13 protein-coding genes and 2 pseudogenes are annotated in these 18,197 nt (G+C 61.0%); 8 read left to right on the forward strand and 7 right to left on the reverse strand.

Annotation, left to right across the window (positions count from 1 at the left end):
• Positions 1 to 147 precede the first annotated feature (147 nt).
• The 4 genes from A3CW_RS0135050 to A3CW_RS0135065 all read left to right on the forward strand — a co-directional run bounded on the left by A3CW_RS0135050 (position 148) and on the right by A3CW_RS0135065 (position 4,833).
• On the forward strand, positions 148 to 480 hold the full coding sequence (locus A3CW_RS0135050) for a barstar family protein (RefSeq protein ID WP_028207698.1): 333 nt from the start codon (positions 148 to 150) through the stop codon (positions 478 to 480).
• Between the two features lie 1,623 nt (positions 481 to 2,103).
• Positions 2,104 to 2,787, forward strand: a complete 684-nt coding sequence (locus A3CW_RS0135055; RefSeq protein ID WP_028207699.1) for a hypothetical protein — start codon at positions 2,104 to 2,106, stop codon at positions 2,785 to 2,787.
• 409 nt (positions 2,788 to 3,196) lie between these two features.
• On the forward strand, positions 3,197 to 3,568 hold the full coding sequence (locus A3CW_RS0135060) for a YciI family protein (RefSeq protein WP_028207700.1): 372 nt from the start codon (positions 3,197 to 3,199) through the stop codon (positions 3,566 to 3,568).
• The gene (locus tag A3CW_RS0135065; protein WP_028207701.1) at positions 3,565 to 4,833 is read left to right on the forward strand and encodes an RNA polymerase sigma factor; all 1,269 of its coding nucleotides are present in this window, start codon (positions 3,565 to 3,567) and stop codon (positions 4,831 to 4,833) included. The genes A3CW_RS0135060 and A3CW_RS0135065 overlap by 4 nt, the downstream gene beginning before the upstream one ends.
• Before the next feature lie 177 nt (positions 4,834 to 5,010).
• Here the strand turns inward: A3CW_RS0135065 and A3CW_RS48620 are convergent, their stop codons facing one another.
• Genes A3CW_RS48620 through A3CW_RS0135080 form a run of 3 tightly spaced genes read right to left on the reverse strand, consistent with a single transcriptional unit; the run spans position 5,011 to position 5,949 of the window.
• Complete coding sequence (locus A3CW_RS48620) at positions 5,011 to 5,328, reverse strand: hypothetical protein (RefSeq protein ID WP_154678131.1); 318 nt, start codon at positions 5,326 to 5,328, stop codon at positions 5,011 to 5,013.
• 49 nt (positions 5,329 to 5,377) lie between these two features.
• Positions 5,378 to 5,716, reverse strand: coding sequence for a type II toxin-antitoxin system RelE/ParE family toxin (locus A3CW_RS0135075; protein WP_028207702.1), 339 nt, complete (start codon positions 5,714 to 5,716; stop codon positions 5,378 to 5,380).
• Positions 5,713 to 5,949: a ribbon-helix-helix domain-containing protein gene (locus A3CW_RS0135080; RefSeq protein WP_028207703.1), complete on the reverse strand. Its 237-nt coding sequence runs from the start codon at positions 5,947 to 5,949 to the stop codon at positions 5,713 to 5,715. Before A3CW_RS0135080 ends, A3CW_RS0135075 begins: the two co-directional genes overlap by 4 nt.
• Before the next feature lie 234 nt (positions 5,950 to 6,183).
• On the opposite strand from A3CW_RS0135080, the pseudogene A3CW_RS54055 reads away from it, so the two are divergent.
• Positions 6,184 to 6,354: pseudogene (locus tag A3CW_RS54055) on the forward strand (tyrosine-type recombinase/integrase); the annotation flags it as partial.
• A gap of 658 nt (positions 6,355 to 7,012) precedes the next feature.
• On the opposite strand, the gene A3CW_RS0135085 reads toward A3CW_RS54055, so the two are convergent.
• Together A3CW_RS0135085 and A3CW_RS0135090 are read right to left on the reverse strand one after the other, a co-directional pair.
• A complete protein-coding gene (locus A3CW_RS0135085; protein WP_028207704.1) occupies positions 7,013 to 8,698 on the reverse strand; it encodes a sialidase family protein in 1,686 nt (561 codons plus the stop codon).
• 732 nt (positions 8,699 to 9,430) lie between these two features.
• The gene (locus tag A3CW_RS0135090) at positions 9,431 to 10,402 is read right to left on the reverse strand and encodes a LysR substrate-binding domain-containing protein (RefSeq protein ID WP_028207705.1); all 972 of its coding nucleotides are present in this window, start codon (positions 10,400 to 10,402) and stop codon (positions 9,431 to 9,433) included.
• A 189-nt stretch (positions 10,403 to 10,591) separates the two neighbouring features.
• On the opposite strand from A3CW_RS0135090, the gene A3CW_RS48625 reads away from it, so the two are divergent.
• The gene (locus tag A3CW_RS48625) at positions 10,592 to 11,923 is read left to right on the forward strand and encodes an MFS transporter (RefSeq protein WP_035514890.1); all 1,332 of its coding nucleotides are present in this window, start codon (positions 10,592 to 10,594) and stop codon (positions 11,921 to 11,923) included.
• Between the two features lie 34 nt (positions 11,924 to 11,957).
• Entirely contained in the window at positions 11,958 to 13,523 is a 1,566-nt protein-coding gene (locus A3CW_RS0135100) for a sulfatase-like hydrolase/transferase (RefSeq protein WP_028207706.1), read from the forward strand.
• A gap of 337 nt (positions 13,524 to 13,860) precedes the next feature.
• On the opposite strand, the gene A3CW_RS0135105 is transcribed toward A3CW_RS0135100, so the two are convergent.
• On the reverse strand, positions 13,861 to 14,676 hold the full coding sequence (locus A3CW_RS0135105) for a class I SAM-dependent methyltransferase (protein ID WP_028207707.1): 816 nt from the start codon (positions 14,674 to 14,676) through the stop codon (positions 13,861 to 13,863).
• An 812-nt stretch (positions 14,677 to 15,488) separates the two neighbouring features.
• Positions 15,489 to 16,211 (reverse strand): annotated as a pseudogene (locus tag A3CW_RS48630) (MFS transporter); the annotation flags it as partial.
• Between the two features lie 421 nt (positions 16,212 to 16,632).
• On the opposite strand from A3CW_RS48630, the gene A3CW_RS0135120 reads away from it, so the two are divergent.
• On the forward strand, positions 16,633 to 18,197 hold a 1,565-nt coding region (locus A3CW_RS0135120), incomplete at its 3' end, for a UPF0182 family protein (RefSeq protein WP_028207709.1).

The following is an 18,197-nucleotide window of genomic DNA, read 5'->3' on the forward strand; positions in this document are numbered from 1 at the left end:
GCAACAACGGGTTGATTCAGTCTAGGCGATCGATGCGTTTTTACACAGCCTCGGCCATTAACGGTCACTGGTACTCGGTGCCAGAATCGTCGACAATCCGACGATGGAGTAGCCGCTTAGACACACAACAGAATTCGGAAAAGCGCGATGACGAAAGTGTTTGTAGACACGACTGAAATTACAGACTGGCCTTCGTTCCATCGGGTCTTCTCGCAGATCTTTGGTTTCCCCGCGTTTTATGGCAACAACATGGACGCGTTGATTGACTGTTTGGGTTACCTCGATGAGCCCGAGGCTGCGATGACGCGCTTGCACATCAGGCCGGGAGAGACTTTGGCGATACAGCTTGGCGCTGTCATCAGTTTCAGGAGGCGCTGTCCAGACATCTTCGAGGCTTTGCAAGACGCGTGCGCTTTCGTGAACTGGCGTCGTACGCGCGAGCATGAAGCCGCTTTGGTCGCACTGTCATACTACGACTGAATCGAACGACAGCGCCAGGCGAACTCCGGCCAGTTTCAGTCAGTCGACACGACGGTCTAAATTGTCGACAGTCCCAACGCCTGCCCGAAGAATACGCCTAACTTTCCGGTCAAGGTCGCTCACTTCGGTCGCGGAACGTCTAGCACGCGTGTCGCCTGTTACCTACAACGTTAATTGCCCATGGACATTAAGGCACGCCATACAAAAGTCGTGGAAACCATTAAAACGCAATACGGCGTGTTGGTGCGCGAGGACTACTACGGATATCCACAGTCGGAATCGAATCTCTATATGGTCGACTCTCAAGGCGCGCTACTATGGTTTTCCGAACGAGCCGTGGATGGCGATTCGTATGCAAATCCAGTTCGTATGTCAAGCGACCATAGCGCTAAATGCGCCTCTTGGAATGGATTTGATTGTGAGATTGACCTTAAGAACGGAAAGCTGCTTCACGCGGCCTTCACAAAGTAAGTCATTAACGCTGCAATGGAAGCCAACGTTGGACGGAGGTCGCACTGTGCGTCCGCTTCGGAGCGAAATGACAGGCCGCTCAGGGTCGATATGACCCGTTCGCTTTCGCACTGAACCGATGTTCTCTGAGCGCCCGTTGGCCGTAGGCACGCCCCGACCAGCGAAGTAGCTCCGCTACTTTTGACATTACAGGTCGAATGTTTGCGACTCGAACGGCCAACAAGACTGTTTTCCATTGAGCGATCCGACAGTGACGATATCGCCGCTGCTCTGAAGTACGCCCCCCGCGTGCGCCGATGCGACAGTCGAGCCACTCTGGACGGTATCGAGTTCGAGCATCAGGCCGTTCGCGCTGAGATTGGCCGCGCCGTTCGCGCTAGTGCTGCAAAAGACTGCACCATGAACTGGTTCTGATGTCGGTTGTATCTCAAGCACAAAACGGCAACCCATATGAGCTGCACCCAAAAAGTTCGACACCGATCCAACCTTTGCGGTGTTTTTCGGAAACTTACGTGGGAACCGTACAGCGTTGAACGTCCTGGCGCGCTTAATATCCCCCCAGCACAGCATTCAGGATGACCATATAAGATCTATGAGGCATTGAATGCAGCGGCGCGTTCAACTTGAGGCAGATGCAGCTCTCGACGCTAACCCGAAGTCCGTGGCTCCCACCGGGCGTACTGACGCTGCGCCTCACCTGCGCGCTCGCCGAGCTACTGACCAACGATACACAGAGCCGGGTCGAGCTGCACATCACCGGCGCGAAGATCATCGTCGGCCGGGATCCCCTCTCTGGTCGCCCTTCCGCTACCCGGGTGGCCTGGAGCCTTTACATCACCGTCTCATACAGGAGTCCACCATGTCTTCTAACCAGTGCTGCCTTCGCGGTTGAAAGCGGATGCGCATATCCGTCATCGGACTCCCCAAGACTAGTGGCTAAGGGGCGCAACCGTGATCGAACTGTACGCGCCCCCCACCAACAACTCACTCCCGTTCAGGCAAGTCGACAGGGAATGCGCCCTTTTTTTGCTTCAAAAGCGCTTGCCGGTCTCTGATGCCTAATAGGTATAATCGCCGCCCGGGTGGCGCAAAAATCAAACAAGGGGACATGTCGTGCGCGCGACAATGGCAGCGGTAATGGCAGTTGCGGCAATGAGTGTGACGACGGCGGCCGCGGCCTCCGTCGAGTATCGCGAACAATCGACGCCGCCGGATGTGCGTCACGGCGCCGTCGCGAAACGGACCGAGGCAACAGGTCAGATCGCGGTCGGCGCGGCTGCGGGGAACGCGTGTGTTTGCCAGCCTGCGGGCGCCGGACCGCGCGCCGCGGCAGCCCGCCCTGCACCGCCGTCGGGCGATCATAAAGACCAGGACGACGACGGAGCGCTCAAGGCGGGGGCAGCGATGCTCGGGCTTTGGCCGAAAGACTCCGGGAACCATACAGGTCACGTCGTGACCGGGCAGATTCTCCGCAACGTTCGGCACGAGCCGGTTGCTGCCGCACACGCGCCGGAGGGTGGATCGCATCACGCGTTTAGTTATGGCCGTCGCGCAAACGTTTGGCACGCGCCGAGTACTGTCGCGCGAACGACAACGGACGCGCCGCCGCATCGCACTTCAGCCGGCAACAGTAAGGACAACACCCGGCACAAGCCGGTCGCTGGCACGCGCCTGGCGGCAAAGATACCGCCGCACAGTGACGGCTCGCGACGTTCGCTCGCAACTGCCGCCGCTCATCCGGTGCCGCATCATCGCCTCGTCGTCGAGACGAAGCCGATGCAATCGAAGGTACTGCCGAACTCGCTACGACGGGAATTGCCGCCGATTCTCAGTTGATACTGCATATAAACTGGGCAGAGATTCGCTCTCTGCGCTTCGTTTCGCGCAGCGGCACGTCGTGCGACATTCCCGCCAATCGCTCGATCTTGTCACGGCATGACGCATCGAGAGATCACCTGGCGTTCTCCGGGAGGATGTTCCTGCAGATACGTTTGGGAAACTCCGTTCATGCGCGTGCGCCGCACCTTCGCCCGTCGCCAGAGCACGTTTCGCCGAATGGCGCTGCGTGCATTCGAAACTGACAGGCCGTTAGTTGCGTTGATTCGTCGACCTCTTGCTGCTGCCGCTTGACATCTGCCCTCCTCGATTTTTTTGATGCGCCTTGTCCGTCAGCATGACGTGAGAGCGTCATTATGATGGCGGCACGATGCAATTCATCCGCCTCAACCCTAAGACGGAGGCTCAAATGGAATACCTCTTGATGATCTATTCGGAAGAAAACGGCTGGAACCAGATGACCGACAGCGAGCGACAGCAAGGCGTCGCCGCCTATCACGCATACACCGAATCGCTCCAGAAAGCGGGGGCGCTGGTGGGTGCCAACCGGCTGCAGCACACGAATACGGCCACGACCGTGCGGCTGGTCGACGGCAAGCCGCAGGTGCTCGACGGACCGTACTCCGATTCGAAGGAGCAGCTCGCGGGCTACTACCTGATCGACGTGCCCAACCTGGACGCGGCGATGGCGTGGGCGTCACGGTGTCCAGGCGCGGCGCACGGCATCATGGAAGTGCGCCCGGTCTGGACCGCTCCGTACGACGCGCCATCTGCTGCATGAGCCAGTCCGGCGGCGGCCGTCACGCTGACGCCGCCGCACATTCCATTGCCGAGGCAGTCGCGCTCCGCAGTTATGGCAAGCTCGTCGCGCTGTTGGCGATGCGCACGCGCGACGTCGCCGCGGCCGAGGACGCACTCGCCGACGCGTTTGCGGCGGCGCTCACGGACTGGCCGGAGCACGGCTGCCCCGCGAGCCCCGAAGCCTGGCTGATGACCGTTGCGCGGCGCCGGGTGATAGATGGCGCACGCCATCGCCATGTCGGCGACGCAGTGGTGAACCAGCTCGCGATCCTCGCGGAAGAGATCGACGAGTGTGAACCCGGCGCGTTGCCCGACCGGCGGCTCGCGCTGCTCTTCGCGTGCACTCACCCTGCACTCGAGGCTGCGATTCGCACGCCGCTGATGCTGCAGGTAGTGCTGGGCCTGGAAGCGAAGACGATTGCATCCGCGTTTCTGATGTCTCCCGCCGCCATGAGCAAGCGCCTCGTGCGAGCGAAGACCAAGATCCGCGAAGCGGGCATTCCGTTCAGCGTGCCCGAGCGTGAGGAACTGCCCGGCCGGCTCGACTCAGTGCTTGAAGCTGTCTATGCAGCGTATGCGGAAGGTTGGACGGACCCGGTCGGCGGTGATACCCAACGGCGCGATCTAGCCGACGAGGCGCTGTACCTTGCACAATTGCTCGTCGAACTGCTGCCCGAGGAACCGGAGACGCTGGGTCTGCTTGCGCTGATGCTGTTTGCGCAGGCGCGGCGAGATGCCCGACGCGATGCGGCTGGCGATTACGTGCCGCTGTCGGCTCAGGACCCGGCAACATGGAACGCACCGATGATCGACGCAGCCAACGCACTGCTGCGGCGCGCGAACGCGTTAAATTCAATCGGTCGCTTTCAACTCGAGGCCGCGCTGCAGTCGGCGCATGTGCATCGCTGCCGATCGCATTGCCCGAACTGGGACGAGATCGTGCAACTCTACGATGGGCTGCTCGCCATTGCAGCTTCGCCCGTGATCGCGGTGAACCGCGCACTCGCACTGGCGGAACGCGACGGCCCACAGGCGGCGCTCGACGCGCTCGCGCCGTATGCGGACGATCCGCGGCTGACTGACTACCAGCCATACTGGGCCGCACGCGCCAATCTGCTCGCGCGTGCCGGCGCTACAACCGAAGCGCTTGACGCGTACGATCTTGCGATTGGCCTCGAGCGCGATCCGGCCGTGCGCCGGTTCCTGCAGCGCAAGAAACTGGAACTTTCATCGGCGAGCAGCTAGCGGCGCGAGTTGTGTGGCTGTTTCGCCCCAAAAAGGGCAGTCTGCAGCGTCTCTGAGACCCGAATGACAGTAGCGAGTTGCGGAACAACGATACGAGGAGCGCCGCGAAAGCGCGAATAGATCACGGAATCGACGAATCGTTCGATCGTGATTCTGGCATCGTCAATTAATTCCGCTTCAGCCCGCAAAATACTCAGAATGCCTTGAGATATGTGACGCAACGTGGGCGCGCAGGTTGAAGAGCCGGTGCAGATCGGCATCGTCTTCCGGGAGGTGTGCGCCACTCTCCTCCGTAGCAATCGCGCGGGACGCCGCCACCAGCCGGGCTCGCTCCAGCCAGTCACATTCCGCGCCGTTCGAGGCCAGCCAGATCTGCGCCGATTCGATCAGGTGATTGGTGTGCAGCCATACGCCCTCGCGGGCGAACACAAAGAGTTGGCCGACCACGAGACAGCACTGCAGTTCGGCGCGAGCTTCATCGTCAAGAGTTCTCACCACTTCCGCTCCATTGTGTGAGACGCTCGCGGGTACCGTTCAGTAAGCGTCAATGAAGCTCGCTGTCATCGTTCAATAGCCACGACAGGATATCGCGTTTGCCGTTGAGCACGCGCCAGACCTCGACGTAGTCCTTGCGCTCAATGTAGAAGATCACATGCGGGTAGCGATCAAGTGGCCACGATCGCAGGCCTGGTATGTCCAACTCGTACGCGTAACGGGGAGATCCAGTTTTCGGATGTTTAGCGAGATGGGCGTAGGCATGCTCGATCTCCGCAATGAATCCGAGCGCTGCCTGTTCCGAGCCTTCGTCTACGAGATAGTAGGTCAGCTCGTCCTCCACGTCCTGCCTGGCCAGCCTCGTCGGAACGACGGGCTTTGCTGTCATTCGCGCGACGTCCGCACGCGGGCGCGCAGCGATTCGAAGTAGTCGGAATCAACCGGATCTGTGAGCCCCGACGCCGCTCCCTGCAGGATAACTGCGCGCAGGCGCTTTCGATCCTGATCCTTACGAATGAGGTCGCGCACGTATTCGCTGCTTGTGCCGTAGCCGCACTCGCCGACCTGCTCGTCAACGTAGTCCTTCAGCGAATCGGGGAGGGAAATATTCATGGTACCCATGCAAAACAGTTTATCAGGTTTGGCAAATTTTGCCAAACCTGACGCGTTGTGCGGATGCACCCTGATGTGATCGCATACCTGACGCGAAGGATCGCAGATTCAACCCGTGAGTCGCCGCGATAGTCTTTCAGACGAGTACTGATCGCCTCCTCGCCGGCAAGGAGCGCCTGCTCGACGCTCTCCGGATCATCGCGACACGCGGCATCTGCATCACAACCAGACCACGCCTGATTCCACTGGTTGCGACACAGTACGGGTTCCCATATGGCCGACGCCAACGTTGACCTGCGGCGCATCCGCGACAACCTGGTCTAGACGTTGCTCGCAACCACGACGCTTTATCTGCATGCCGACGAAGACCAGCGGCATCGGGAACCCGAAAAGAAGCGTCACATCGGCTGGTAGGCAAGCGCTCGCGCCTGCTCATACTTACGCGGCCTCATCGCGCAAGCGTTGCAAAGATGCAGGCTCGCCGCCCCGCCCGGCGCCAACGCAGGTCGCCAGGTCCAGCGGTCGATAAGGCCGCCCAACAGGCATGCAGATCTGTCCTTCTGCGATACGGTCGCGGGCGGCGGCAGCCGCTTTCCTGCCAGAACATCCAGTTCAGCAAGCTGAGGAAGCCTGCCATTGGGATGACCGCAATACTCCGGAACCTGACGGAGGAACTACGCACGGAATTCGGCCATTGCGGACGCTCAGGTGTCGCCGCTCGTACGGCCGCATCAGGTCGCTCTTCAGTCAATCACAGCTGTGCGACTATGAATGTCAGTTCTCACTGCGATCGGATGCGTACTCTCGACCCGGAGCGGATTGGCAAGACCGGGTTCCGCACCGGCTGTTAGCGAACGCGCGTGGAAGCCAGCGGTTGGAAAAAGATGATGGACCATCGGTGGCACCAGATCCTCAATGAGAAGTCTCGTCGTACAGCAAAGGTTCGGCATGAGGCACCGCCAACATGAGCGCAGAAATTCGCGCGTCCTCGCCCCCCATGCGTGAATGCCGGCAACCTGATTGTCCTGGAAGACTGGGCGGCGACCTCTGCTTCAGTCGCCGCCGTTTGCGCTCACGGCAATGTGATCTTGCGGGTGAATTCGGCCGTCACGTTGGCACTCGTGGCGACGCCGAATAAGGGGTAAATAGTTTTGGGTCCGCTAGCGGCCAGACCCATGTAGTCGCCGAGGAAATGACCACCCGCGACGGGTGCGTTAAGGATGTTGAACGAGGCGTCAGTCAGTTTCCGTTCGTTACCCCAATTGGCGGAGTTCGTGCACGCTGTGGCGGTCGAGCAGAACACCGCGAAATAGTCGCTGCCCTCGAAGCCCACAGGCGTGTTCGTGTCATTACGAAAGTCGTAGTAGGTCACCACGATCGCATTGCCGTCGCCCGACGGCACTATCGCCGGAATGTAAGCCTGCTGACGGCAGGGGTTCGTACCGTTCGGCGGCGTCTTGTTGATCATCACGGGTGTTGACCAGGTCGCCCCGCCGTCATCCGACTCGCTGAAGACGATCCCGACGATCGGAATCGATCCGGTGGGTGTGGTGCAGGTCCCGGACGAAAAGCGGTCGTCCTGCCAGGCAAGATAGATAGCCCCCGAGGCCGGGTTCACAGCGACACTGTAGAGAATGGCGGCGTCGCGTATCGGCTGACCGCTGTCAGGTGTGACCACGCCGGTAACCACGCCGCCGACCGTATGAATATCGTTGGTGAACGTCGGCCCCGACCAGCTCGCGCCTTTGTCCGTCGACTTGATATAGCCGATGCTCAGGGACGATGGCGTGACGTTGATCGCGGTGAAGAAGTCGAGCAGGGTTCCATCAGGCAGCACACGCACCATGTTGTCGATTGTCTGCGCGTTCGTGCCCGGCTGGTAGATCGGTGCGGCTGTGCTCCACGTCACGCCATTGTCGGTGGACCGTGAGAAGAAACTCGGGCCGGTGAAACTAAATTTGGAGAAGGGGGCACCACCCGCGCACGGCGGCGTCCCACATGTCGACGAAAGGCCCGCCAATTGGCGCGCGATCTCAACACCGTCATTTTGCGCGAGCAGTTGGGCGCCTTCCTTAGTTGGCGGGAACACGCTCAACTGATCCCAGACCGCATAGACGTATTTGTTCGCGGTCGGATCCGCAGTGAGCGAGTTCTTGTCATTGAGCACGTGCGGCGAGTTGGTGCGGATCAGCGTAACGGGAGGCTGCCACGTCGCGCCGTGGTCAGCGGAGCGGCTGACCAGCATCCCGCTATTTCGGGCTCCGAAAGGAGTCGTCGGCTGCGCGGGGTCCAGTACTAGAGAGAAGAAGAAGGCCGTTCCGTCTTGCGCAAAATCTACCCAGGGATCCGAAGCTCGCCGGAATTTGCCTCCGGTGCACGCAGTCACGCCGGACGGAATCGAATTCGACCAGGTGCTGCCCGCATCGCTGGAGACGACGCCGACAAGCCCGCGTGATCCGCCGTCGATCCAGCGATCCTGCTGGTGGCCGACGAGGAGGCGAGACGGGTCGGTCGGATCGACCGCAATCCATGGCTCGATTGAGGTCGCAGGATACAGGACGCTGCCGAATGCCGACTGCTGCGCGTTCACCTTGTCTGCCTTGCATCCGCTAAATGGGTCACCCGCAGCTACCAGTACTAGCGAACCCAGCGTTTGCGCATGTGCGCCTGGGCCGATCAAGCACACCAACGCAATGACGCAACCGCCTGCCATGCCATTGAAAGTTGACCGGGATAAGCGCCTGATATTGATTTTCATTCTGAGCCTCGCGAAAAGGGGAAAACGCCTATGCATTGCCCACCGCAAAACCAACGCTTGCTACCGTAAACCAGGACATGCAGCGATGCATCTACCAAAACACACTAGGTCGCGATAGCCGCATTTGTGTGAAAAATTCATTACGGATTCCGGTTCATCACATGGCGCCCCCGCTACGATTGGCGTGGTACGAGGATTGCAGAACAACCGTCAAAACATGTATGCGCTTGCAGAAGCATGCCGCTTGATATTTACATGGCTTATTTGCACCAATATTTTATTCGGAGTACTTATTTAATATTGAATCGAAGAATTCCCCATTGAATGGTTCATTTCGACTGCGGCTGGGTTGTAGATGATTGTGACTTCGATTACACGAGGGTCGGCAGCTGAACGTCCGCAATGGCCGAAATCCTGTCGTCGCGCAACGGTACAGAGTGACCTGTCCTCTCCGATAACCGCCCTTAGGCCTACCACGGCTGGCGCAATAGGACGGGGCGCGTAACTCGCCAGTTTTCACGCCGCCCCTACTCTCGAGCGTCTATGCGTCCGATGCCTGACTATGCTGGAGGCGGCCGGATCACCGATCCCGCCAGGCGTGCACGAGACGTCGATCTGTTCACCACGCGAATCTTGACATAACAGGAAGAAATTCGGGATCGGCACAGATTTCAAGTGTGTGCGCCGGCTACGCAAGGTGTCCGCGACGTTCCTGGATACGCACTGATTGCCTTAAATCCGCGCCAGCTTTGCCGCTTCACTCAGGCAGCCGCGAAACAGCGCGGTGGCAGGCGTGTCGTCCGCATCGGCACGCCACGTGGTGCTAACCGGGCCGAGCGCGGCGCCAAGGCTCAATGGCAGGATCTTCAGCGCGCCCGTCTCCTCGTGATGCCGCGCCAGTGAGCGTGGCAGCAGGCCCAGCACCGGATACGACTGCAGCATGCCCACGTTGGCGTCGATCACCACCGACTCAATGGTGTTGATCGGCGTGCCCACGCCGTGCGTCTCCAGCACCGAAAGCAGGTGCCGGTGCATCGGCGCGCCGGCGCTCGGCACGATCCACGCCAACCCTGCCAGGTCGGCCCACTTGATGCGCTTGCGGGACGCCAGCGGATGCGTGCGCGCCACCACGATGACCGTCGGGTCATCGAACAACGGCTCGCTGGTAAATTCCGGCGCAGCCAGTCCACGCGCGAGGCGCCCAACGATCATGTCGAGCTGGCCCGCGCGCAGCGCCGGCACGAGCTGATCGAGCGTGCCTTCGTGCAGGCACACCGTAGCGGTCGGCGAGCGCTGCTTGAACAGCGCCACGGCCGCCGGTATCAGGATCGGCGCAGCCACCGACAGCACCCCCACCTCGACGCGGCCGCCGATGCCGCTTGTCATCGCATGCAGCTCCTCACTGGCACGCTGTGCGTGCAGCAACAGCTCTCGTGCATGGCGGATCAGGCACTCACCGTAGGCCGTGGGCCGGATGCGGCGGCCATCGCGCTCGAACAACGGCACGCCGATACCTTTTTCCATCTCGTTGAGCATCTTCGAAACGGCTGGCTGCGTCACGTGCAGCGCGTCAGCGACCTTGCCGACTGTCTGGCGATCGACAAGCGCTACCAGCAACTCCAGGTGCCGCAGCTTCAACTGGCGGGAAAAATAGCTTGCGATGGCGCTACGGTCGAGCGAAGAGCCGGAAGTTGCGGAGGCCATCGATTCATAACCTTTATTTTATGAATTGAAGGCAATATCTCATTGGACGGTAACGATGTAAATCCACACAATCCACCTTGCATGCCCCCCGGATCGCCCTGAGCGCCTCGAAGGCAGCGACAACAATACAGACACGAGACATGGCAGCCGCCCACCCGGGAGCCCGGCCGCCGCGAGGAGGATTCCGTCATGCCATCCACGCCCGCCCTGCCCCGCGCCAACCGCCGGGCGATCGTCGCCGCCACCATCGGCAACGCATTCGAGTGGTACGACTTCATCGTCTTTGGCTTCCTGTCGGTGATCATTGCGCGGCAGTTCTTTCCTTCGTCGAACCCAACGGTATCGATGCTGCTGACCACCGCGACGTTCGGCAGCGCGTTCCTGATGCGGCCGATCGGAGGGATCCTGCTGGGCATCTACGCGGACCGCGCCGGACGCAAGGCCGCGTTGTCCCTTGTGATCCTGCTGATGACGCTGTCCTCGGCAATGATGGCGCTGACACCCGGCTACGCGACGCTCGGGATCGCCGCTCCGATCATCGTTGTGCTTGCGCGCCTGCTGCAGGGGCTTTCGGCTGGCGGCGAGTTCGGCAGTGCCACTGCAATGTTGATCGAATACGCGCCGGCTCACCGGCGCGGTTTCTACGGAAGCTGGCAGAACTTCGGCCAGTTCGTCGCCGCGGTGACGGCCGCGCTAATGGGCGCCCTGGTCACACGCGGGCTGAGCGCCAGCACACTCGATGCATGGGGTTGGCGTCTGCCGTTCCTGTTCGGCATGCTGATTGGGCCGGTCGGCTTCTATATCCGCACCCGGCTGCACGAGACGCCGGCCAGCCACGACGACGGAGCGCACGCCACCCTGGCTGGCCAGGCTGCCTCGACACTCGCCACCGTCTGGCGCGAGCACCAGGCCGCGCTCTGGATCGCGTTCGGGCTGGTCGTCGCCAGTTCGGTCGCCCAGTACGTGCTCAACGTTTACCTGCCGGTCTACGCGGTGACCCAGTTGAAGCTGCCGGTGTCCGCACCGTTCATCGTGCTCATGGTCACCGGAACACTGCGCATGATCCTGATCCCCCTGTTCGGGCTGCTGTCCGATCGCATCGGGCGAAAACCGGTGATGGGCGTCGCGATGGCACTTTACGTGCTGTGCATCTATCCGCTGTTCCTTTGGCTCGTCGCCGCACCCGGCCTGCCGAGACTGCTCGCGACCGAAGTCGTGTTCGCCGTGCTGATGGCTGCAGCGCTGGGCCCTGCGTCGACCGCGCTGGCCGAGCTGTTTCCCGCGCAGGTCCGCGCCACTGGCCTGTCGATTTCCTACAACGTCGCCACCACCCTGTTCGGCGGCTTTTCGCCCTTTCTCGTCACCTGGCTGATCAGCGCAACCGGCGACAAGATGATGCCGGCCTACTTCGTGACGGCGGCGATGATTGTCGGCCTCATCGCGTTGTGGCCAATGCCAGATATGGCGCGCCGTGCGACCGGCGTACGGTTCGGCGCCAGCAACCGCACGCCGTCGCGCTGAATCTCGCCTTCTGATTTTATTTCGGATACCTACGATGTCGTCGATTCGCAATGTGCTTTTCGTGATGTGTGACCAGCTACGTGCGGACCACCTGTCCTGCTATGGACATCCGTACCTGGCCACACCCAGCATCGACAGCCTGGCCCGGCGTGGCGTGAAATTCGAGCGCGCGTTCGTACAGTCGGGTGTGTGCGGCCCGTCGCGCATGTCGTTCTACACGGGGCGCTACGTCGCCAGCCATGGGGCAACGTGGAACCGCGTGCCGCTGTCGATCGACGAAATCACACTGGGCGAATACCTTGCCGGGCGTGACATGAAGCTGGCGCTGGTCGGCAAGACGCACATGATGCCGGACAATCACGGGCTGAAGCGCCTGCACCTGGACGGCGGCAATGCACTGGGCGCGCTGCTGCGCGAGGGCCATTTCACGCTGGTCGACCGTTACGACGGGCACCACGCCGAACCCGCTGGTGGCTATGCCGGATACCTGCGCCGACGCGGCTACGCGAGCGACGATCCATGGTCGGACTTCGTGATCTCGGCGGAAGACGAACAGGGGCGTATCGTCAGCGGCTGGCACATGCGCAATGCGCACCTGCCCGCGCGCGTAAATGAATTGGACTCCGAAACAGCCTATACCACCGATCAGGCAATCCGTTTCATCGAGCGTCAGGGCGATACGCCGTGGGCGATGCACCTGTCGTATGTCAAGCCGCACTGGCCGTACATGGCGCCAGCGCCGTACCACAACAAATACACCATTGACCAGTGCCTGCCGGTGCGGCGCGCTGCGCGTGAGCGTGAGGCGCCACATCCGGTGACGGGCGCCTACTTCCAGCAGGAGGAATGCGTCAATTTCATGCGTGACGAGGTCATCGCCAGGGTGCGGCCCGCTTACCAGGGCCTGATAAGCCAGCTCGACGATCATCTTGGGCGACTGTGGGAAACGCTGGACAGGCTTGGGCGGTGGAAGGACACACTCATCGTCTTCACTGCCGACCACGGCGACTTCCTCGGCGATCACTGGCTTGGCGAGAAGGAACTGTTTTACGACACCGTGCAGCGCGTGCCGTATATCGTCTACGATCCGTCACCCGAGGCCGACGCCACGCGCGGCCATAGCGACGCACGCTTCGTCGAGGCCATTGACACCGTGCCGACGGTGCTGGACGCGCTGTGCATGCCGGTTCCCGATCACCGCATTGAAGGTCGCTCGCTGCTTGCGCTTACACGCAACGCAAGAGCGCAATCACCATGGCGAGATGCGGTTTTCTCCGAACTCGATTACGCCTGGCGGCAGGCGCGCCAGATCCTTGGCCGTCGCCCCGACGCATGCCGCGGCTGGATGGTGCGCACCGACGCGTGGAAGTACATTCACTGGGACGGCTTCGCGCCGCAACTGTTTGACCTGCGCAACGACCCCGACGAATTCGTCGACCTCGGCACCGACCCAGCGTTCGACAACGTGCGACAAGGCATGCGTGAGCGCTTGCTGGCCTGGTCCTTCGGCCTGCGCAATCGGACCACCGTGACGCACGACGACGTCGAACGGGGCACACATCAGTACAAGAATGCCGGGGTGTTTTATGGGGTGTGGTAGAAGGTCGAAACGACGCCCGGGTCGCACTGCGAAGCGGACAATGCGGCTGGGATAGGCGAGTGGCGGCAGTCGGCACCCATTCGCTCTCATCGGAAAGCAGCAATCATTTCGCAGACGGTACACCGGGGCGCGCCCCTCCCTTCCGCTGTCATGCCCGGGATGTCGCTTACGCGTCCCGAAATATTCGCCCGCCGAAGCTGGACACTACAGATCGCGTGTTGCAGCACCGCGGCGCTCATACATGCAAACTACGTGCAGCAGCTTGCTGCACAAAGGTCCGGACCGCGTTGGACTTCATAACGAGGTCAGCTCGGACCTCCCACAATCCGGCTTGCGCCTAAGCCTTGAGTGCGGAAGCCAAGACGCAGCACATAGGAATCCGAAGTTCCCCGGCATCGCTCCGATACTTCTCTGCGTCGTGCTCGACGGCCCGTTCAATCAATGCCAGCGCGGCCGGCGTCTGCGCGTGAAGCATCGCGGCAAACCGGACGCCGCCACGCATGAGCGCGTGAAACGGCGTATCTGGTGCACTCAGCACCAGAGTCTGGTCCACCTCTCGCACCTCTGGTTGGACGAACCCGGCTTCGAGCAACGCGCGCCTCGATTCCTCCCAATTGCTGAACCGAAAGAAAGGCGGTCCCGGAGGAACTGGCGCATCGGTTGTCCCGTGCTTCTCAATGGCCTTTAACACCATCCCGATACCGACGGCCTTGTCCGACGTTGCGCCGACTGTAAAGGCAATTCTGCCGCCTGATTGCAGCACGCGAAACGCCTCCGCGAGCGCACGCTCAGGATGCTGAAAATGCTCCATCCCGAAGCTGATGCCCACCGCACCAAAATTTTCGCCGGGAAATGGCAAATCCTCCGCGTCGCCGATGCGGAATTCGAGTCCCGGAAAAACGCGCCTCGCCTTGTCGACCATCGCGACAGAGAAGTCTACGCCGGCGACGTCCGCGCCGCGACGCCTGGCTGCGGCAGCGAGGTAGCCCGGCCCGCATGCGACGTCGAGAAAGCGCGTGCCACGCCCAATGCCTAGCGCCTGGAGCATCGCGTGGTTCGACTGGGCAGTCAATTCACCGAAATACGTGTGATAGGCCTGCGCGACACGTTCCCAACCTTCGTGCTCGAATGCGCCGAAGTCGGCTGGTCCCATTTTTTGCCTCCATTCTTTCAACACCTTGGCGCGTTGGAGCGCAGGTCTTCATGTTCCCCGCAAGGAGGATGTCCGGCTATCGGGAAACAGTCCAGGCTCGTGACTTCACGGGCCAGCAACTATGTGGTGCAGCGCACCAACAGGAGTAGTCCAAAACCGCCGAACACGCGCTTTTGGACTACTCTTGTTTTTGTTGCTATCTCGCCAGGATACACGCCACTGCCAGCTTTTGGGCGCTATAGCTAAAGTGATTTCTTAAGCTCTAGATGCGGCGCAGGAAAAATGCGCCGTACATCGAGGGCAACCGGTCGTTGGCGTTTGCGCTATCTCAGGCGCATGGGCTGCGCAAGTACCGGTGTACGGGAGCAGGAAATGAAAGACACAAAGGCGCAGTCACTGCGGTACCAAGTCGAAAAATGGCTCGCCCCGAGTACGGCAGCGCACGTAACCGCCTTCGGTCGTACTTGCTGGGGCAGAACCCGCTACGCGTGCGTGGAGACTTGGCTACCGACGGGGTCGCACGCACTGTTCTTCTTCCTACACGACGACGGTTACTGGAACGTGTTGCCGCCCGTGGCGGACACGGCGCGACAGCGCGTGCAACGCACTGGCACGCACAGTTAAGCTTGCTCTGCCAGCCGGCTAGTCCGTCGCCTCCGCCGTCGCTTTCGGCTATGACGCGCAGCTAGCCGGCTGCCGTCGCCGAGGGGCATCGTGTTCTGCAGTCGCCAAGCTGACGCAGTTGCACTAGCGCGTCCAACCAGCAACAGCTTCACCCGATGAAACTACGCCCTGGTTGAGAAGCGGTCCCCTCACGGTCTGCCCCCGACGACGTGGCGTGCTTCGCCAGTGGCCGGCGTCGGATGGAACAGGAGCAGCACCACAGTCACAACACTAAACCCCGCGCCGGCGTAAAACGTAGTAGCTGCACCCAGGCGTTCCCATAACTGGCCCGCGATAACGCTCGAAACCAGCGTCACAATACCGCTCAGCAGATTGAAGAAACCGAACGCCGTACCGCGCAGATGCGCGGGTGCCGTGTGTGCGACCATCGTGGCGAGTAGACCTTGGGGCATTCCCATGTGTAGCCCCCATAGCGCGACTCCCACGAGTACGATGCTCCAGTGGGTACCGTGTGCAAGGACGACGTCGGAGCCAAATAACACGATGAGACCAACTATCAGCAGCCGCGTATGGCTCATCATGTCCGCGAGCTTGCCGCATGGATAAGCGGACAGTGCGTAGACGATATTCATTGCCACCATGACCAGCGGAACGAGCGCGATTGGTACGCCACTCTTCATGGCACGAAGTACCAGAAAGGCCTCGCTGAAACGCGCCAGTGCGAAAACGGCGCCTATCCCTACGACCCGCCAGTAATCCAGGCCAAGGTCCCTAAGGCTCTGCCATCGCACAGGGTTGCTTCTTCTGGCGCGAGGCTCGTGCTCGGGCTCCCTGATACCCAACGTCAACAGCGCAACGGCGACCACATCGGGAACGACGGCAAGCCAGAATGCAAGCCGAAAGTTACGCGCGCGGCGCTGATTGATGGCCCGCGATGTTCAGGGGCGTTCCTCGATGAGCGGTCGAACTGTTTGGAAGATGGACCGTGACGCGGTGACGAAACGGTGCAGTCGCGCACTCGGACACCGGCGGCAACGAGGAACGGTAAGGTGGCGTCCATCTCCGAGTTCGGCAGCGGGGTCTGTTGCATCCGGCACTGGACGAGTGGCCGCTTATGGGCGGTGCCGATGTCAATAGCCACACCGAACTACAATCATTCAACCGGTCTGAACCTGCTCCATGTGAACTGGGGCCGCCCTGGTCATGGGGTGGCTATAACCGGACCATCCGGGCCGCGTTGGCAGGGCGTTTGGCGGCGCTCCCGGCAGATCGTCATTGCATCATTGATCCGATCACAGCAGGCGTGGGGCGACGGCCAGCACAGGAGGGACCATGCGGTCGGAAGTGAAGTCCGGAGTGCGTCTGAGACGTTATGCAATCACGGCGATGGCCGTCATCGCCGGCCTGATTGTCGCCGGACGCATCACCGGCATCCTGGTCGACTGGCTGTGGTTCTCTTCGATCGGCTATGGTGCTGTTTTCCGGACCATCCTTTCCGCGAAAGTGGTGCTGTTTGCCACGGTGTTCGCAATCTCGGCGTGCGCGATATGGCTGTCCGGGATTCTGGCGCATCGTTACGCGAGGGGCGTCGAGATCTTGCGGGCGCAAGCCGCCGGTTCGTCGGGTGCGACGGAAGTCACCGGCGATCTGGCCGAACTGGTCGCGCCGCGCGTTCGCTGGCGCTCCAGCATTGCCTGCGCGGCGGTCGTCTTTGGGCTGTTCATCGCCGCTAGCGAAATCTCGAGCTGGGACATCGCGCTCCGCTTTATTTATCAGGTGCCGGTTGGCGAGCGCGATCCGATCTTTGAGAGGGACATCGGCTTTTATCTCTTCTCGCTTCCTGCGTATGTCGCGCTCAAGAACTGGCTGCTGCAGCTGGTTTTCTGCAGCGCGATCGTGGCAGGTGCTGTCTACGGGTTGCGCGGTGACATCGCGCCGGAGCGGCCACCACGGACGCTCTCGCGCGCCGCCATCACTCATGGTTCGGCACTGCTCGGTTTGTTCTTCGCGTTGAAGGCCTGGTCGTGGTGGCTCGACCGCTTTCTGCTGCTCTACGGTGACAACGGCGTCGTGGTCGGCGCCAGCTATACCGATGTCCACGTCGAGTTACCGGTCCTGTGGATGCTTGTCGGCCTTTCGGCGGCCTCATCCGTGGCCCTTTTGATCAACATGCGCCGGCGTAGCTTCCTGCAGCCTGCCGTTCTCGCGCTGCTCGTATTCGGCAGTTCGCTTGTATTCGCTGTGATCTATCCTGCGCTGTTTCAGCGCTTCTATGTCAAACCAAGCGAGCTGAAACTGGAAACACCCTATATCGAGCACACTATCGCGCTAACGCGTGAGGCTTACGGCCTCGCAAAAATCGAGGTTAAACCGTTTGATCCCGAGCAGGGACTGACTCTCGACTCGCTGCAGGCCAATCGGGCGACCATCGACAACATCCGGCTATGGGATGTGCAACCGCTGATGGATACTTATGCACAGTTGCAGGAGATCAGGACTTACTACAAATTTGTTTCGGTGGACATTGACCGCTATCAGCTTGACACCGGATACAGGCAGATCATGCTGTCGGCGCGTGAGCTGGACCCGGCGATGCTTCCGCCCAACGCCCAAACCTGGGTGAACCTGCACCTTATTTTTACTCACGGCATCGGCGTCGTGATGTCGCCAGTCACAGAGAAGTCCACCGAAGGCTTACCCTTCTTCTATCTGCGGGATATTCCGCCCGTCTCCAACGGCGCCCCGGCCATTCGCGAACCACGCCTTTATTTCAGTGAAGGCCGGCAGGACTATGTCATCGTGAACGGCAGTGTCGCTGAATTCGACTATCCCAACAGGCCGACCAATACCTACACGGCGTACAGCGGGCGCGACGGCGTCAACATCGGCAGTGTCGC

It is taken from the genome of Paraburkholderia nodosa DSM 21604 (assembly GCF_000519185.1).
GTDB lineage: Bacteria > Pseudomonadota > Gammaproteobacteria > Burkholderiales > Burkholderiaceae > Paraburkholderia > Paraburkholderia nodosa.